Source organism: Klebsiella sp. M5al (genome assembly GCF_002090195.1).
GTDB lineage: Bacteria > Pseudomonadota > Gammaproteobacteria > Enterobacterales > Enterobacteriaceae > Klebsiella > Klebsiella grimontii.
Genome location: NZ_CP020657.1, coordinates 1,745,087 through 1,761,648, shown reverse-complemented (window position 1 = coordinate 1,761,648; position 16,562 = coordinate 1,745,087). Strand labels below are relative to the sequence as shown.

General features: G+C 59.2%; 15 protein-coding genes. 12 read left to right on the top strand and 3 right to left on the bottom strand.

Translation table 11 applies throughout. From position 1 onward, the window contains the following. Window positions 1-6: 6 nt before the first annotated feature. The 4 genes from kdpB to kdpE are packed head-to-tail and all read left to right on the top strand — an operon-like array spanning window position 7 to window position 6,004. Window positions 7-2,055 carry a potassium-transporting ATPase subunit KdpB gene (kdpB, locus tag BWI76_RS08315; protein WP_024358790.1) on the top strand — a complete coding sequence of 683 codons (2,049 nt, stop codon included), beginning with the start codon at window positions 7-9 and terminating at the stop codon, window positions 2,053-2,055. 10 nt (window positions 2,056-2,065) lie between these two features. Beyond that, on the top strand, window positions 2,066-2,641 hold the full coding sequence (gene kdpC / locus BWI76_RS08310) for a potassium-transporting ATPase subunit KdpC (RefSeq protein ID WP_004132632.1): 576 nt from the start codon (window positions 2,066-2,068) through the stop codon (window positions 2,639-2,641). Window position 2,642: 1 nt separating this feature from the next. Beyond that, window positions 2,643-5,330, top strand: coding sequence for a two-component system sensor histidine kinase KdpD (kdpD, locus tag BWI76_RS08305; protein ID WP_004132634.1), 2,688 nt, complete (start codon window positions 2,643-2,645; stop codon window positions 5,328-5,330). Continuing rightward, complete coding sequence (gene kdpE / locus BWI76_RS08300) at window positions 5,327-6,004, top strand: two-component system response regulator KdpE (RefSeq protein WP_004132635.1); 678 nt, start codon at window positions 5,327-5,329, stop codon at window positions 6,002-6,004. The genes kdpD and kdpE overlap by 4 nt, the downstream gene beginning before the upstream one ends. A 3-nt stretch (window positions 6,005-6,007) precedes the next feature. Here the strand turns inward: kdpE and BWI76_RS08295 are convergent, their stop codons facing one another. The 3 genes from BWI76_RS08295 to seqA are packed head-to-tail and all read right to left on the bottom strand — an operon-like array spanning window position 6,008 to window position 8,705. Next, window positions 6,008-6,427 (bottom strand): hypothetical protein, encoded by a 420-nt coding sequence (locus BWI76_RS08295; RefSeq protein ID WP_004132637.1) that lies wholly within the window; start codon window positions 6,425-6,427, stop codon window positions 6,008-6,010. A gap of 56 nt (window positions 6,428-6,483) precedes the next feature. Continuing rightward, entirely contained in the window at window positions 6,484-8,124 is a 1,641-nt protein-coding gene (gene pgm / locus BWI76_RS08290) for a phosphoglucomutase (alpha-D-glucose-1,6-bisphosphate-dependent) (RefSeq protein ID WP_049088753.1), read from the bottom strand. Window positions 8,125-8,156: 32 nt separating this feature from the next. After that, window positions 8,157-8,705 (bottom strand): replication initiation negative regulator SeqA, encoded by a 549-nt coding sequence (gene seqA / locus BWI76_RS08285; protein WP_004132642.1) that lies wholly within the window; start codon window positions 8,703-8,705, stop codon window positions 8,157-8,159. A gap of 184 nt (window positions 8,706-8,889) precedes the next feature. On the opposite strand from seqA, the gene ybfF reads away from it, so the two are divergent. The 8 genes from ybfF (at window position 8,890) to BWI76_RS08245 (ending at window position 16,545) form a co-directional block, all read left to right on the top strand. After that, a complete protein-coding gene (gene ybfF, locus BWI76_RS08280; protein WP_064371445.1) occupies window positions 8,890-9,663 on the top strand; it encodes an esterase in 774 nt (257 codons plus the stop codon). Window positions 9,664-9,796: 133 nt separating this feature from the next. Further along, a complete protein-coding gene (gene ybfE, locus BWI76_RS08275) occupies window positions 9,797-10,090 on the top strand; it encodes a LexA regulated protein (protein WP_004130480.1) in 294 nt (97 codons plus the stop codon). Between the two features lie 149 nt (window positions 10,091-10,239). Next, window positions 10,240-10,770, top strand: coding sequence for a flavodoxin FldA (fldA, locus tag BWI76_RS08270; protein WP_004130478.1), 531 nt, complete (start codon window positions 10,240-10,242; stop codon window positions 10,768-10,770). 291 nt (window positions 10,771-11,061) lie between these two features. Further along, window positions 11,062-11,514, top strand: a complete 453-nt coding sequence (gene fur, locus BWI76_RS08265) for a ferric iron uptake transcriptional regulator (protein WP_004130476.1) — start codon at window positions 11,062-11,064, stop codon at window positions 11,512-11,514. 129 nt (window positions 11,515-11,643) lie between these two features. Next, window positions 11,644-12,570, top strand: coding sequence for a tricarballylate utilization LysR family transcriptional regulator TcuR (gene tcuR, locus BWI76_RS08260; RefSeq protein WP_004134132.1), 927 nt, complete (start codon window positions 11,644-11,646; stop codon window positions 12,568-12,570). Between the two features lie 97 nt (window positions 12,571-12,667). Continuing rightward, on the top strand, window positions 12,668-14,071 hold the full coding sequence (gene tcuA / locus BWI76_RS08255; RefSeq protein ID WP_004134134.1) for an FAD-dependent tricarballylate dehydrogenase TcuA: 1,404 nt from the start codon (window positions 12,668-12,670) through the stop codon (window positions 14,069-14,071). After that, window positions 14,058-15,197: a tricarballylate utilization 4Fe-4S protein TcuB gene (gene tcuB / locus BWI76_RS08250; RefSeq protein WP_004134136.1), complete on the top strand. Its 1,140-nt coding sequence runs from the start codon at window positions 14,058-14,060 to the stop codon at window positions 15,195-15,197. Before tcuA ends, tcuB begins: the two co-directional genes overlap by 14 nt. Before the next feature lie 52 nt (window positions 15,198-15,249). Continuing rightward, window positions 15,250-16,545: an MFS transporter gene (locus BWI76_RS08245; RefSeq protein ID WP_049086765.1), complete on the top strand. Its 1,296-nt coding sequence runs from the start codon at window positions 15,250-15,252 to the stop codon at window positions 16,543-16,545. Window positions 16,546-16,562: the final 17 nt, after the last annotated feature.

The window sequence follows — 16,562 nt, the reverse complement described above, 5'->3', positions numbered from 1 at the left end:
CCTGTTATGAGTCGCAAATCATTAGCCCTGCTGGAGCCGACGCTGGTGCGCCAGGCGCTGCTGGACGCCGTGAAAAAACTGAGCCCTGCCGTACAGTGGCGTAACCCAGTGATGTTTATCGTCTGGATCGGCAGCCTGCTGACCACCCTGCTCGCTATCGCCATGGCCAGCGGGCATATCGCCGGCAGCGCCGGTTTTACCGCCGCCATTAGTCTCTGGCTGTGGTTCACCGTCCTGTTCGCCAATTTCGCCGAAGCGATGGCCGAAGGCCGCAGTAAAGCGCAGGCCAACAGCTTGAAGGGGGTCAAAAAGACCGCCTTTGCCCGTAAGCTGCGCGCGCCGCAGCACGATGCGCAAATTGACCACGTACCCGCTGAAGATCTGCGTAAAGGCGACGTGGTGCTGGTCGAAGCGGGAGATATTATCCCCTGCGACGGCGAGGTTATCGAAGGCGGCGCGTCCGTGGATGAAAGCGCCATTACCGGTGAATCCGCGCCGGTTATCCGCGAATCCGGCGGCGACTTCGCCTCGGTGACCGGCGGGACGCGTATCCTCTCCGACTGGCTGGTGATCCGCTGCAGCGTCAATCCCGGCGAAACCTTCCTCGACCGGATGATCGCTATGGTTGAAGGCGCCCAGCGGCGCAAGACGCCGAACGAAATCGCCCTGACGATCCTGCTTATCGCCCTGACCCTGGTGTTCCTGCTGGCCACCGCCACCATCTGGCCCTTCTCCGCCTGGAGCGGTAACGCGGTCAGCGTGACGGTGCTGGTGGCGCTGCTGGTGTGCCTGATCCCCACCACTATCGGCGGCCTGCTGTCGGCTATCGGCGTCGCCGGGATGAGCCGCATGCTCGGCGCGAACGTGATTGCCACCAGCGGACGCGCGGTTGAAGCGGCGGGCGATGTCGACGTTCTACTGCTGGATAAAACCGGCACCATTACCCTCGGCAACCGCCAGGCTTCAGCGTTCCTGCCCGCGCAGGGCGTGGAAGAGAAAACCCTTGCCGATGCCGCCCAGCTCTCTTCGCTGGCCGACGAAACGCCGGAAGGCCGCAGCATCGTGGTGCTGGCAAAGCAGCGCTTTAATCTGCGCGAGCGCGATCTGCAATCGCTGCACGCCACCTTCGTGCCATTTACCGCCCAGACCCGGATGAGCGGGATTAACATCGACCAGCGGATGATCCGTAAAGGTTCCGTGGATGCCATTCGCCGCCACGTTGAGGCTAACGGCGGCCACTTCCCGGCCGATGTCGATAAACAGGTTGAAGACGTGGCGCGTCTTGGCGCCACGCCGCTGGTGGTCGCCGAAGGCGAGCGGGTGCTGGGGATTATTTCGCTGAAAGATATCGTCAAAGGCGGCATCAAAGAGCGTTTTGCCCAGCTGCGTAAAATGGGGATTAAAACGGTGATGATCACCGGCGATAACCGCCTGACCGCCGCCGCTATCGCCGCGGAAGCGGGCGTGGACGACTTTCTCGCCGAAGCGACGCCGGAAGCCAAGCTGGCGTTAATCCGCCAGTATCAGTCGGAAGGACGGCTGGTGGCGATGACCGGCGACGGTACCAACGACGCCCCGGCGCTGGCGCAGGCCGACGTCGCGGTGGCGATGAACTCCGGTACCCAGGCGGCGAAAGAGGCGGGTAACATGGTGGACCTCGACTCCAACCCCACCAAACTGATCGAGGTCGTGCACATCGGTAAACAGATGCTGATGACCCGCGGTTCATTAACCACCTTCAGTATCGCCAATGACGTGGCGAAGTACTTTGCCATCATTCCGGCCGCCTTTGCCGCGGTCTATCCGCCGCTGGCGATGCTTAACGTGATGCATCTGCACTCGCCCTCTTCGGCGATCCTGAGCGCGGTGATTTTTAATGCGCTGATTATCATCTTCCTGATCCCGCTGGCGCTGAAGGGGGTGAGCTATAAGCCGCTGACGGCCTCGGCGATGCTGCGCCGCAACCTGTGGGTCTATGGCCTGGGCGGACTGCTGGTGCCGTTTATCGGTATCAAAGCGATCGACCTGTTACTGACCCTGACCGGGCTGATGTGAGGAAAAAACCATGTCATTGATTCGTCCTGCTGTTGTGCTGTTTATTCTGTTAACGCTGCTCACCGGCGGCGTCTATCCGCTATTAACCACCGCGCTAGGACAGTGGTGGTTCCCGCAGCAGGCCAACGGCTCGCTGCTGAGGATTGACGGCGAAGTGCGCGGTTCCAGCCTTATCGGGCAGAACTTTACCGCGCCGGGCTATTTCCAGGGTCGCCCATCCGCCACGGCGGAGATGCCGGATAATCCGCTGGCATCCGGCGGCAGCAACCTCGCCGCCAGCAATCCGGCGCTGGATAAAGCCATCAGCGAACGAGTGCAGACCCTGCGCGTCGCCAACCCGGACGCCACGTCCAGGGTTCCGGTGGAGCTGGTCACCGCTTCGGCGAGCGGACTGGATTACAGCCTGACCCCGGCCGCCGCCCTGTGGCAGGCGCCGCGCGTCGCCAAAGCCCGGCAGCTGAGCGTGGAGCAGGTCACGCAGCTGGTCAACGAGGCAACGCAAAAACCGTTGCTCAGCTTTCTCGGCCAACCTGTGGTAAATATACTGCAGCTGAATATGTCGCTGGATGCCCTGAAGGATAAGTGAAATGAGTGACGAGCCGCTGCGTCCGGACCCCGATCGCCTGCTGCAACACACCGCCGCCCCGCATCGCGGTAAGTTAAAGGTTTTTTTCGGCGCCTGCGCGGGGGTGGGGAAAACCTGGGCGATGCTGGCGGAAGCGCAGCGGCTGCGCGCCCAGGGGCTGGATATTCTGATTGGCGTGGCGGAAACCCACGGGCGTAAAGAGACGGCGGCGATGCTTGAGGGGCTCTGCACCCTGCCCCAGCGCCGCCTCTCCCACCGCGGGCGCTACGTTAAAGAGTTTGACCTTGACGGCGCCCTGGCCCGCCGCCCGGCGCTGATCCTCGTCGATGAGCTGGCGCACAGCAACGCGCCCGGCTCCCGTCATCCTAAACGCTGGCAGGACGTCGAAGAGCTGTTGGAAGCCGGTATCGACGTGTTTACCACCGTTAACGTCCAGCACCTCGAGAGCCTGAACGACGTCGTCAGCGGCATCACCGGCGTGCAGGTCCGTGAAACCGTCCCCGATCCGTTCTTCGACGCCGCCGACGATGTGGTACTGGTCGACCTGCCTCCCGACGATCTCCGCCAGCGGCTCAATGAAGGGAAAGTCTATATCGGCGGCCAGGCCGAGCGGGCTATTGAGAACTTCTTTCGCAAGGGCAACCTGATCGCCCTGCGCGAGCTGGCGCTGCGCCGTACCGCCGATCGGGTCGATGAGCAAATGCGCGCCTGGCGCGATCGTCAGGGACAGGAAAAAGTCTGGCACACCCGCGACGCCATTTTGCTCTGCATCGGCCACAACACCGGCAGCGAAAAGCTGGTTCGCGCCGCCGCCCGCCTCGCGGCCAGGCTGGGGAGCGTCTGGCATGCGGTGTATGTGGAAACCCCCTCTCTGCATCGCCTGCCGGAAGCGAAACGGCGGGCGATCCTCGCCGCGCTCAGGCTGGCTCAGGAACTGGGGGCGGAAACCGCGACCCTCGCCGATCCTTCTGAAGAGCGGGCCGTTCTGCACTACGCCCGCGAGCATAACCTCGGCAAGATAGTGATTGGCCGCCAGCAAAAAAGGCGCTGGTGGGACCGCAGCGGCTTCGCCGATCGTCTGGCCCGCCACGCGCCGGACCTCGATCTGGTCGTGATCGCGCTGGATGAAAAGGCCGCCCCCCTGCCCGCTCGCGCCAGCGATGGCCGGACCGCAATGGAAAAATGGCGTTTGCAGCTCCAGGGATGCGTCGTTGCCATCGCCCTGTGCGCGGTGATAACCGTCGTCGCCATGCAGTGGCTGATGGCCTTTGAAGCCGCCAACCTGGTGATGCTGTATCTGCTGGGCGTGGTAATTATCGCCCTGTTGTATGGACGCTGGCCGTCGGTGCTGGCGACGGTGATTAACGTGGTCAGCTTTGACCTGTTTTTTGTCGCGCCGCGCGGTACGCTGGCGGTTTCCGATGTGCAGTATCTGCTGACCTTTAGCGTGATGCTCACCGTCGGGCTGCTTATCGGCAACCTCACCGCCGGCGTACGCTATCAGGCGCGGGTGGCGCGCTATCGCGAACAGCGCACCCGGCATCTGTACGAAATGTCAAAAGCGCTGGCGGTGGGCCGCAGCCGTGAGGATGTCGCCGCCACCAGCGAGCGCTTTATCGCCTCGACGTTTCAGGCGCGCAGCCAGCTGCTGCTGCCCGATGAAACGAACCGGCTCTCTCCGCTGACTCCGCAAACGGCGGCCATCACCTGGGATGACGCCATTGCCCGCTGGAGCTTCGATAAAGGGCAGCCCGCCGGGGCGGGTACCGATACGCTACCCGGCGTGCCGTACCAAATCCTGCCGCTGAAAAGCGCCGCCCGCACCTGGGGGCTGCTGGTCGTGGAACCCGCCAACCTCCGCCAGCTGATGATCCCCGAACAGCAGCGCCTGCTGGAAACCTTCACCCTGCTGGTCGCTAGCGCGCTGGAGAGACTGACGCTTACCGCCAGCGAAGAGCAGGCGCGGCTGAACAGCGAACGGGAAAGCCTGCGTAACTCGCTGCTGGCAGCGCTGTCCCACGATCTGCGGACGCCGTTAACGGTGCTGTTCGGCCAGGCTGAAATCCTGACGCTCGATCTCGCCAGCGAAGGGTCGAAACACGCGCCGCAGGCCAATGAGATTCGTCAGCACGTGTTGAACACCACCCGGCTGGTAAATAATCTCCTCGATATGGCGCGGATCCAGTCCGGCGGCTTTAATTTGCATAAAGAGTGGCTAACTCTGGAAGAGGTGGTCGGTAGCGCGCTGCGTATGCTGGAGCCGGGGCTCGGCGGCCGGCATATTCAGCTCGCGCTGCCGGACCCGCTGCTGCTGGTTCACGTCGACGGGCCGCTATTTGAACGGGTACTGATTAATCTGCTGGAAAATGCGGTGAAGTACGCGGGAACAGAGGCGCACATCGGCATTACCGCGCACGTCGACCCGCACAATTTACTGCTTGAGGTTTGGGATAACGGACCGGGTATTCCTGCCGGCCAGGAACAGGCTATCTTTGATAAATTCGCCCGCGGGAATAAAGAGTCGGCGATCCCCGGCGTCGGTCTGGGCCTGGCGATTTGCCAGGCGATCGTTGAGGTGCACGGCGGAACGATTAGCGCCGCGACGCGCCCGCAAGGCGGCGCCTGTTTCCGTGTTACACTGCCGAGAGAAGCGCCCCCTGAACTGGAAGATTTAGCCGAGGAAATGTGATTAACGTTTTGATCATCGAAGATGAGCATGCTATCCGCCGCTTTCTGCGCACCGCGCTGGAAGCCGACGGCATGCGCGTATTTGAAGCGGAAACGCTGCAGCGCGGGCTGATCGAAGCCGCGACCCGCAAGCCGGATTTAACCATTCTCGATCTTGGCCTGCCCGATGGTGACGGCAACGCGTTTATCCGTGAGGTTCGCCAGTGGAGCCAGATGCCGATTATCGTCCTCTCTGCGCGCACCGAGGAGCAGGACAAAATCGCCGCGCTTGACGCCGGCGCCGATGATTATCTCAGCAAACCCTTTGGTATCGGTGAACTGCAGGCGCGGCTGAGGGTGGCAATGCGCCGCCATGCCGGCGCCCAGGCCGATGAGCCGCTGGTGCGTTTTGCCGATGTCGAAGTCGATATCCCCGCCCGCCGCATCGTGCGCGGCGACGAAGAGATCCACCTGACGCCCATTGAATTTCGCCTGCTGGTGGTACTGCTGAATAATCCCGGCAAAGTGCTGACCCAGCGGCAGCTGCTCAACCAGGTCTGGGGGCCGAACGCGGTGGAACACAGCCACTATCTGCGGATCTATATGGGACATCTGCGACAGAAGCTGGAGGCCGACCCGGCGCGCCCGCAGCATCTGCTGACCGAAACCGGGATCGGCTATCGGTTTATGCCCTAGCAGTCAGGCCCTGCGACATCGCCAAAGGGTGACGACTTTTGCCGCCTCTGAAACCAGCAGGAACCCAATATAAAACGCGCTCCCCTTAAACTCCATCTCGCGCAGCATCCAGAACACCAGCGAAAGCGAAGGTAGCATGAAGATCAGACGCAACGGCGTCTGCGCATACGCCAGCCACAGCGCATAGCGACTGTGTCGCCAGAAGAGAATCATCGAGACGGGAATAGTGATAATCAATATGGCATTAAGCGGATATAGCCAGGCTGCCGCGGAACCGTAGCTTTGCACAAGCTGTAGATAAGCGAGGATATCGCTGTAGAAAGGCACTCGCTGATGGTAGACATTCCAGACAATAAACTGGAGGAGATAGAACAGATCCATCCCACCCCAGAACCAAAAAACGTTTTTTCGTTCCAGTTTCATCGCTATCCCTGCGAAAAAATCAGGCCCTGAAAAGGGCCTGATTATCATGATGTCAATTACGCGTTTTTCAGCACTTCGCTGACAATCTCCACCGCTTCTTTCTCAATCTGCTGACGATGTTCAGCGCCGAGGAAGCTTTCGCAGTAGATTTTATAGGCGTCTTCGGTTCCTGACGGACGCGCGGCGAACCAGCCGTTGTCGGTCATCACCTTCAGGCCGCCAATCGCCGCCCCGTTACCCGGCGCCGCGGTCAGACGCGCGGTAATCGGGTCGCCCGCCAGGGTGCTGGCGCTGACCATTTCCGGAGAGAGCTTAGACAGCGCCGCTTTCTGGGCAGAGGTCGCGGAAGCCTGCAGACGGTTGTAGCTCGGCGCGCCGAAGCGCTCTGCCAGCTCGTCGTAGTGCTGCTGCGGGTTTTTCCCGGTGACCGCGGTGATTTCCGCCGCCAGCAGGCACATGATGATGCCGTCTTTGTCGGTAGACCACGGGGTGCCGTCAAAGCGCAGGAACGAAGCCCCCGCGCTCTCTTCACCGCCGAAGCCGAAGCTGCCGTCAAACAGACCATCAACAAACCACTTAAAGCCGACCGGCACTTCCACCAGCTTACGGCCGAGGTCGTTAACCACACGGTCAATCATCGCCGAGGAGACCAGGGTTTTACCCACAGCGACATCTTTGCCCCACTGCGGGCGATGCTGGAACAGGTAGTTAATCGCCACCGCCAGATAGTGGTTCGGGTTCATCAACCCGGCCGGCGTGACGATACCGTGACGGTCGTAATCCGGGTCATTCGCGAAGGCCAGGTCAAATTTGTCGCGCAGCGCCAGCAGGCCCGCCATCGCGCACTCGGAGGAACAGTCCATACGGATTGCGCCGTCTTTATCGAGATGCATAAAGCGGAAGGTCTGATCGACGTGGTCGTTGACGATGGTCAGATTGAGGTTGTAATGCTCAGCGATACGCTTCCAGTATTCGATACCGGAGCCGCCCAGCGGGTCGACGCCGAGGGTCAATCCGGCTTTCTGGATCGCCGCCATATCGACGATATCCGCCAGCCCTTCAATAAACGGCTGCACCAGATCCTGTTCTTTAACGTGGCCGGAGGCCAGCGCCGCGTCAAGAGAAATACGCTTGACGCCCTGCAGACCGGCAGCCAGCAGTTCATTGGCGCGATTTTCGACAACCTTGGTCACGTTGGTATCAGCCGGGCCGCCGTTTGGCGGATTGTACTTGATACCACCGTCTTCCGGCGGGTTGTGGGACGGCGTGATCACAATACCGTCAGCCAGCGGACCGTCCTTTTTGTTATGCACCAGAATCGCATTAGAAATCGCCGGCGTCGGGGTGAAACCGTTGTTTTCCTGAACGATGACGTCAACGCCGTTCGCCGCCAGCACTTCCAGTACGGAAATGAAGGCCGGTTCGGAGAGTGCATGAGTGTCCTTCCCGACGTAGCATGGGCCGGCGATCCCGTTCTTCGCGCGGTCTTCCGCAATTGCCTGAGCAATCGCCAGAATATGCTGCTCGTTGAAGTTGTGGCGCGCCGCGCTGCCGCGGTGACCGGAGGTGCCAAACTTCACCGCATGTTCCGCGTTGCCGACTTCCGGCTTCAGCACATAGTACTGGGCAGTCAGCTGGGCGACGTTAATCAAATCACTCTGTTGCGCAGGTTGACCCGCGCGCTTATCGATTGCCATTGCCTGATCCTTCTGGTGCAAAAGTTAATTAACTAGATCGTACCGCAAACCTTTTCGATCAATTCCGCAGGGAACTGCATAGACTGCATGATATGTTCGATCATGCTGCATTTGCGACCGGTATTGGTATTTGTAATGACCCACCACGGCGTGCCCGGAACCTGCTTAGGTTTCGTCTGATTACCGTTTTTCTGCAGCGTGCGCTCATCCTCAGCGAAATAAACGCGAGTGCGGCCGTGGAGGGACTCGGTCGCCTCCGCGAACGCTTTGCTGTCTAAGGAGTAGAGGGTAGTCAGAACCAGCATGAAACGGTTTACCGCGCGCTTTTGATCAGCGTACTCATCAGATAACAGCAGCTCACGCATCGCGCGGACTTTATCCTTCAGAGGATTAGCGGGCTTCACTTCAGCGACAGGCGTTGGCGCAGGGGCCGGAGCGGCTTTCGCTACCGGTGCGACAGGCTGGGAAACGGCGGAAAACTTCAACATACGCCGTAAAATGTCGGATGCGCTCTCGCCAATATGCTTGGTGTGGCTGGCAATATAGCTATAGAGTTCATCATCAACTTCAATTGTTTTCATCTTAATCCAGTGCGATATCTTTTTCTGAATACAAGTTGTCGGGATTATAGGGTCAAATCCCAACCGCGGATAGCGTCAAACCAGGATGGCGGTAAAACTCGGAAATCTTCCGGGTCTTGCAGCCGGATGGCAGAATGTCCAACATAATACCCTAACCCGACGGAGCGAAAAAAAGAACTTTGCCATGAAATTAAATAGCCGAGCGCAATCTGCACAGAATCCGCACAATAATCCCCCTATCGTCCTGGTCCACGGCCTTTTTGGCAGCCTGGATAACCTTGGGATCCTCGCCCGCGATCTGGTTCACGATCGCGATATTTTACAGGTCGACATGCGAAACCACGGTCTTTCGCCGCGCTCGCCGGAAATGACCTATTCCGCGATGGCCCAGGATCTGCTTGATACTCTCAATGAATCACAGATTGAAAAAGCTACCTTTATTGGTCACTCAATGGGCGGAAAGGCGGTGATGGCGCTGAGCGCGCTGGCGCCGGAGCGCATCGCGGGCCTGGTCGCCGTTGATATCGCCCCGGTGGATTATCACGTTCGCCGTCATGATGAAATCTTCGCCGCCATCAACGCCGTCACCGACGCGGGCGCCGCAACGCGTCAACAGGCGGCGGCAGTCATGCGCCAGCACCTTAACGAAGAGGGCGTGATTCAGTTTCTGCTGAAGTCTTTCGTGGACGGCCAGTGGCGGTTTAACGTACCGGTGCTGTGGGAGCAGTACGATAATATCGTCGGCTGGCAAGCCGTCCCGGCCTGGCCGCATCCGGCGCTGTTTATCCCCGGCGGTAACTCCCCCTACGTCACCGACGCATACCGTGATGCACTATTGGCTCAGTTTCCCCAGGCGCGCGCGCACGTTATCGCCGGCGCCGGTCACTGGGTGCATGCCGAAAAACCGGAGGCCGTGATCCGCGCAATTCGCCGTTATTTAACCTCGATCGCCGCCTGACTGGCTAAAATCTGCCCGACCGCGCGGCTTAATGCCCGCGGTCGTTGGCGCAGCCCGTCGCCTGATGTATTATGGCGCGCTGTCTGCGTCGGCTATGCCCGATAGCTTGTTTCCCCCGAAGTCACTCTGAATCATGGCAAAAGAACAAACGGACCGTACGACATTAGATTTGTTCGCAACCGAGCGTCGGCCGGGTAGACCGAAAACCAATCCGCTTTCGCGCGATGAACAGCTGCGCATCAACAAACGCAATCAGCTTAAACGCGATAAGAGTCGCGGTCTTAAGCGCGTGGAGCTAAAGCTGAATGCCGATGCGGTCGATGCGCTTAATGAGCTGGCGGAAGCCCGTAATATGAACCGCAGCGATCTTATCGAAGAGATGCTGATGAGCCAGCTGGCGGCCCTGCGCGGCCAGGATAAAGCCTAAAACCCGCAAAAAATAAGCTTTCATGTAGCAGAGTGTGCAGTTGGGCGTGATTGCTGTTTCCGCGCCCTTCTCTGTTCTGCTATCATTGCCCCTATCTGCGGGCATTACGCCACTACCACATCATTAAGTTTCAAGAGGTTATTTTACTCATGGCAATCATCGGCATCTTTTTTGGCAGCGACACCGGCAACACCGAAAATATTGCAAAAATGATCCAAAAGCAGCTTGGTAAAGATGTTGCTGATGTTCACGACATTGCCAAAAGCAGCAAAGAGGATCTGGAAGGTCACGATATCCTGCTGCTCGGCATTCCGACCTGGTACTACGGCGAAGCCCAGTGCGACTGGGACGATTTCTTCCCGACGCTGGAAGAGATCGATTTCAACGGCAAACTGGTCGCGCTGTTTGGCTGTGGCGATCAGGAAGACTATGCTGAATACTTCTGCGATGCGCTGGGTACCATCCGCGACATCATCGAACCGCGCGGCGCAACTATCGTTGGCCACTGGCCGACCGCGGGCTACCATTTTGAAGCGTCTAAAGGCCTGGCCGATGACGATCACTTTGTTGGCCTGGCCATTGACGAAGACCGTCAGCCAGAATTGACTAACGAACGCGTGGAAAAATGGGTAAAACAGATTTCTGAAGAGCTGCACCTTGAAGAAATCAAGAATGCCTGAGTCTAAACGGCGAAATCATCAGATTTCGCCGAATTGATAGATAAAAGCAATCAAAGTTATAGCTACAAGTTTTTAACTTTTAATCACATATCTGTACAATGTCCTCTGATTTAACGGGGTCGCGTGAAGCACTTTGTAGCGAGTGCCTCGTTTTTGACAGCATACAAGGCCCGATGCTTGCAGTTTTCATTTCACCATGGCAGTTCTATAATGAGACGCATTACATCGGGTGATTCTCTGTATTACTTCCGCTGATGGAAGTAGATCGTTTAGCAACAGGACAGATTCCGCATGACTGACAACAATACCGCATTAAAGAAAGCTGGCCTGAAAGTGACGCTTCCGAGATTAAAAATCCTGGAAGTGCTGCAAGGACCGGATAACCATCATGTCAGTGCGGAAGACTTATACAAACGCCTGATTGATATGGGTGAAGAGATTGGCCTGGCCACCGTCTACCGCGTACTGAACCAGTTCGACGACGCCGGTATCGTCACCCGTCATAATTTTGAAGGCGGTAAATCCGTTTTTGAACTGACGCAGCAGCATCATCACGATCACCTGATTTGCCTCGACTGCGGCAAAGTGATCGAATTTAGCGATGATTCCATCGAAGCGCGCCAGCGTGAAATTGCCGCAAGGCACGGTATTCGTCTGACCAACCACAGCCTGTACCTGTACGGACACTGTGCGGAAGGCGACTGCCGCGAAGATGAACATGCCCACGACGCGGCAGAGAAATAATCACTGCATCGTATACCGCCAAAAGCCAACCTGAAGGTTGGCTTTTTTTTGCCCGGAATTTGCCGCCTCTTTCTCTCGCGCTGCAATACGTTTACTGTCAGTGCATCCTGAGGTGTACGGAGAGTCGACATGGAGCTTCGCCAGCTACGCTATTATGTGCGCATTATTGAAACCGGCAGTATGGGCCGCGCCGCGCTTGACCTGAATATCGGCGTCTCCGCGCTGAGCCAACAGATGGCGCGCCTGGAGAACGAACTCGCCATCCGTCTGCTGCAGCGGACATCGCGCGGCGTAATGCCGACCAGCGCTGGTCTCGCCTTCTACTCCCAGGCGCAGCTGGCGCTGCGCCACGCCGACGATGCGGTTCTCGCCGCGCGCGAGGCGCGCCTTTCCGGCCACGTCAGCGTCGGTATGGCCCCCAGCACCGCCTCTGTACTGGGGGTACCTTTTATTCACGCGATGCGCGAAAGCTATGCCGACGTCCGCCTGCATTTGGTCGAGAGCCTCTCCGGTAATCTGGAACGCATGATCAACACCCGCCAGCTTGATTTAGCTATCGTGTTCCAGAAGGAGAAGCTTGCGCGCTGGAGCGCCAGGCCGATTCTCGAAGAGCGTCTGTTTCTGATTGGCACCCATGACGTGCTGGCCCCCCTTCCCGAAGCGAGCATCTCGCCTGGCCAACTGGCCGCTATCCCGCTGATAATGCCAAGCCTGGGGCATGGCCTGCGCGGCAGGCTGGAGGCGATCTGCCAGGAGCACGCCCTGAGCGTCGATGTGGTGGCTGAAATCGACGGTCTGGCCCTGCTGATGCGCGCCGTCCGCGACGGACTGGGCGCCACGCTGCAGCCGGGGGCGGCGATTTCCCATCTCGACGGCGAGTCCCTGAGAGTGATCGGCGTCGAGAATCCGATACTCAGTCGGCCAAACTTTCTCGTCAGCCTTTCCGATGATGAACTGACCCCAGCGGGCCTTGCCGCGCGGGTGATACTGGCGAAAGTCATGCGTCAGCTCGTGGAGTCAGGCCGCTGGCCCGGCGCCAGCCTTTACGCGCACTAAACCCCCCTTTAGCAATACGCCATAGCGTCCTTACGGCCAAAACGAATACATTTCCATTACAAATTTAACAATCAAGCAAAGCGTAATGGAGCCAAAAATGGTGGATGTACTGGTGATTGGCGGCGGCAATGCCGCGCTATGCGCCGCATTAACCGCCCGGGAAGCCGGCGCGTCCGTGCTGCTGCTGGAGGCTGCGCCGCGGGAATGGCGAGGCGGAAACTCTCAGCACACGCGGAATCTTCGCTGTATGCACGATGCTCCGCAGGATGTTTTAATCGACAGCTATCCGGAAGAAGAGTACTGGCAGGACCTGCTGCGCGTCACCGAGGGCAACACCAACGAAGCGCTGGCGCGGCTGGTGATCCGCACTTCAGCGCAATGCCGGGACTGGATGCGCCAGCACGGGGTTAACTTTCAGCCGCCGCTCTCCGGCGCCCTGCACGTTGCCCGCACCAACGCCTTTTTTATGGGCGGCGGTAAAGCCCTGGTCAACGCCTATTACCGCAGCGCGGAGCAGATGGGCGTTAAGATCCGCTACAACACGCCGGTACAGGCGCTCGAATTAGATAACGGCGAATTCGTCGCCGCGCTGGCGGGCGAAGAAAGGATCGTCGCCAAAACCTGCGTCCTCGCCGCCGGCGGGTTTGAATCTAACCGCGAGTGGCTGCGTGAAGCATGGGGACAGAACGATCGTGGTGAATGGCCAGCCGATAACTTTCTCATCCGCGGCACCCGCTTCAACCAGGGCGTGCTGCTCAAGTTTATGATTGACGCCGGGGCTGACATCATCGGCGATCCTTCACAATCCCACTGCGTCGCCATTGACGCCAGGGCGCCGCTCTACGATGGCGGGATCTGTACGCGCGTGGACTGCGTGTCGCTGGGGGTGGTCGTCAACCGTGACGCCAGGCGCTTTTATGACGAAGGGGAAGATTTCTGGCCCAAACGTTATGCCATCTGGGGCAGACTGGTCGCCCACCAGCCGGGGCAAATCGGCTACTCAATTATCGACAGCAAAGCGATCGGCCACTTTATGCCGCCCGTTTTCCCCGGCGCCCAGGCCAATACCATTGAAGAGCTGGCTCGCCAGCTGGGATTGGACGCAGAAAGCCTGGCGCAAACCATCGCCCGCTACAACGCCGCCTGCGCGCCCGGCCAGTTCGATCATACCCGCCTTGATAACTGCGCGACATCCGGCCTGACGCCGCCGAAAACCCACTGGGCGCGGCCCATCGATACGCCGCCCTACTACGGCTATGCCCTACGACCGGGGATCACCTTCACCTACCTCGGGCTGTACGTCAATGAACACGCCGCCGTCCATTTTGCGGGCAAGCCCAGCCGAAGCCTGTTCGTTGCCGGTGAAATGATGGCCGGCAACGTGCTGGGCAAAGGCTATACCGCCGGCGTGGGCATGTCGATCGGGACGACATTCGGCCGCATTGCCGGCCAACAAGCCGCCAGGGCGGCACTGCAGGAGAGACACCATGAAGTCGCTTGAAAAGCTAATCATTGACGCGCAAATCATCACCCAGCCCGAAGCGGAGGTCGAACGGGTGATGCAGGTCTGTAACGCCTGCCGCTATTGCGAAGGGTTTTGCGCCGTGTTTCCGGCCATGACCCAACGCCTGGCTTTTGGTAAAGCGGATATAAACTACCTGGCCAACCTGTGCCATAACTGCGGTGCCTGCCTGCATGCCTGCCAGTACGCGCCGCCGCATGAGTTTGCCATTAATGTCCCGAAGGCGATGGCGGAAGTGCGGCTGGAAACCTATCAACATTATGCCCAGCCCGCGGCTTTCGGCAGCCTGTATCGTCGGGCCGGCGTGACCACGGCGCTGGCGCTGGTCGGTGGGTTGATCCTCTTTCTGCTGCTGGCGATGGGGCTCAAAGGCTCCCTGCTACATCCGCCGCTGGCCGGCGATTTCTACCAGATTTTTCCCCATAACCTGCTGGCGTGGATGTTTGGTTCGGTCTTCGTACTGGCCATGGGCTTACTGATGGCCGGCGTGATCCGTTTCTGGCGCGAGATCTCCCCGGGGCATCCCCACGCCGTTGATATCGCCAAAGCCTCGCATAACGCGCTGACCTTAAAATATCTCGACGGCGGCCACGGTAAGGGCTGCAACGAGGCTGATGACGCGTTTACCCTGATGCGCCGTCGTTTCCATCATCTTACCTTTTATGGTTTTCTGCTCTGTTTCGCTGCCACCCTGGTGGCCACGGGCTATCACTATTTTGCCGGATGGGAAGCTCCCTACCCGTTCTTCAGCGCACCGGTTCTGCTGGGCACGCTTGGCGGAATCGGCCTGCTGGTGGGCCCGGCAGGCCTGCTATGGCTGAACCTTCGTCGTTCGCCGCTGCACGGCGACCCGCGGCAAAAACCGATGGATCGCGCCTTTATCCTGCTGCTGCTGCTGACCAACTTCACCGGCCTCGCCCTGCTGGCGGGACGGGACACCTCGTGGATGGGCATTCTGCTTGCCATTCATCTCGGCGTGGTGATGGCGCTGTTTTTAACCCTTCCTTACGGAAAATTCGCCCACGGATTTTATCGCTGTGCGGCGTTACTCAAGTGGGCGATTGAGAAACGGCGCGGAAAACAGGCGGCAGTCGCAGGCGACTAGCCCCCCTCTTACCTCTATAAAAACAAGATAAAGACAATGGAGAGCAAACCCTATGACGCAACCCTCATCGCGCGCCGGTACCATTGGCGCCATCCTCCGCGTGACCAGCGGTAATTTTCTCGAACAGTTCGACTTTTTTCTGTTTGGTTTTTACGCCACCTACATCGCCAGAACGTTCTTTCCGGCGGAAAGCGAGTTTGCGGCGTTAATGCTCACCTTCGCCGTCTTTGGTTCGGGCTTCCTGATGCGCCCTATCGGCGCGATAGTGTTGGGGGCCTATATCGACAGAATCGGCCGCCGTAAAGGGCTGATGGTGACGCTGGCGATTATGGGCTGCGGGACGCTTCTGATAGCGCTGGTGCCCGGCTATCAGACTATCGGCATTCTCGCCCCCATCCTGGTGGTTGTCGGGCGGCTGTTGCAGGGTTTCTCGGCGGGCGTCGAGCTCGGCGGCGTGTCGGTCTATTTATCGGAAATCGCCACGCCGGGGAACAAGGGATTCTATACCAGCTGGCAATCCGCCAGCCAGCAGGTGGCTATCGTTGTGGCGGCGCTGATTGGCTACGCGCTGAATGAAACGCTCGGCCACGATCAGATCGCCGAATGGGGCTGGCGCATTCCCTTCTTTATTGGCTGTATGATTATTCCGCTGATTTTTGTGCTGCGGCGTTCGTTACAGGAAACCGAAGCCTTCCTGCAGCGTAAACATCGTCCTGATACCCGGGAGATCCTGAGCACAATTGTCAAAAACTGGCGCATCATCTCGGCGGGCACCTTGCTGGTGGCAATGACCACGACAACGTTTTACTTCATTACCGTCTATACCCCGACCTACGGCAGAGCCGTGCTGCACCTGAGCGCCCGCGACAGTCTGCTGGTGACCATGCTAGTCGGCATCTCCAACTTTATCTGGTTACCGATCGGCGGGGCAATTTCTGACAAAATAGGCCGTCGACCGGTGCTGATGGGCATTACCCTGCTGGCGCTGCTCACTACCTGGCCGGTAATGCACTGGCTCACCGCCGCGCCGGATTTCACCCGCATGACGCTGGTCCTGCTCTGGTTCTCGTTCTTCTTTGGTATGTATAACGGCGCGATGGTGGCCGCGCTGACGGAAGTGATGCCGGTCTACGTCCGCACCGTCGGCTTTTCACTGGCCTTTAGCCTCGCCACCGCGATCTTCGGCGGCCTGACGCCGGCAATTTCCACCGCGCTGGTAGAGATAACGGGCGATAAAAGCTCGCCGGGCTGGTGGCTGATGTGCGCCGCGCTATGCGGATTCGCCGCTACCGCAATGCTCTTCGTACGCCTGAGCCGCGGCTACCGGCCGGCAGAAATACCCCGCTAAAATAGCAACGGGCGGAG

Bases quoted from the DNA above. Each gene is read 5' to 3' on its own strand.
- kdpB (WP_024358790.1), top strand. From the start codon at position 7: ATGAGTCGCAAATCATTAGCCCTGCTGGAGCCGACGCTGGTGCGCCAG.
- kdpC (WP_004132632.1), top strand. From the start codon at position 2,066: ATGTCATTGATTCGTCCTGCTGTTGTGCTGTTTATTCTGTTAACGCTG.
- kdpD (WP_004132634.1), top strand. From the start codon at position 2,643: ATGAGTGACGAGCCGCTGCGTCCGGACCCCGATCGCCTGCTGCAACAC.
- BWI76_RS08295 (WP_004132637.1), bottom strand. From the start codon at position 6,427: ATGAAACTGGAACGAAAAAACGTTTTTTGGTTCTGGGGTGGGATGGAT.
- pgm (WP_049088753.1), bottom strand. From the start codon at position 8,124: ATGGCAATCGATAAGCGCGCGGGTCAACCTGCGCAACAGAGTGATTTG.
- seqA (WP_004132642.1), bottom strand. From the start codon at position 8,705: ATGAAAACAATTGAAGTTGATGATGAACTCTATAGCTATATTGCCAGC.
- ybfF (WP_064371445.1), top strand. From the start codon at position 8,890: ATGAAATTAAATAGCCGAGCGCAATCTGCACAGAATCCGCACAATAAT.
- ybfE (WP_004130480.1), top strand. From the start codon at position 9,797: ATGGCAAAAGAACAAACGGACCGTACGACATTAGATTTGTTCGCAACC.
- fldA (WP_004130478.1), top strand. From the start codon at position 10,240: ATGGCAATCATCGGCATCTTTTTTGGCAGCGACACCGGCAACACCGAA.
- fur (WP_004130476.1), top strand. From the start codon at position 11,062: ATGACTGACAACAATACCGCATTAAAGAAAGCTGGCCTGAAAGTGACG.
- tcuR (WP_004134132.1), top strand. From the start codon at position 11,644: ATGGAGCTTCGCCAGCTACGCTATTATGTGCGCATTATTGAAACCGGC.
- tcuA (WP_004134134.1), top strand. From the start codon at position 12,668: ATGGTGGATGTACTGGTGATTGGCGGCGGCAATGCCGCGCTATGCGCC.
- tcuB (WP_004134136.1), top strand. From the start codon at position 14,058: ATGAAGTCGCTTGAAAAGCTAATCATTGACGCGCAAATCATCACCCAG.
- BWI76_RS08245 (WP_049086765.1), top strand. From the start codon at position 15,250: ATGACGCAACCCTCATCGCGCGCCGGTACCATTGGCGCCATCCTCCGC.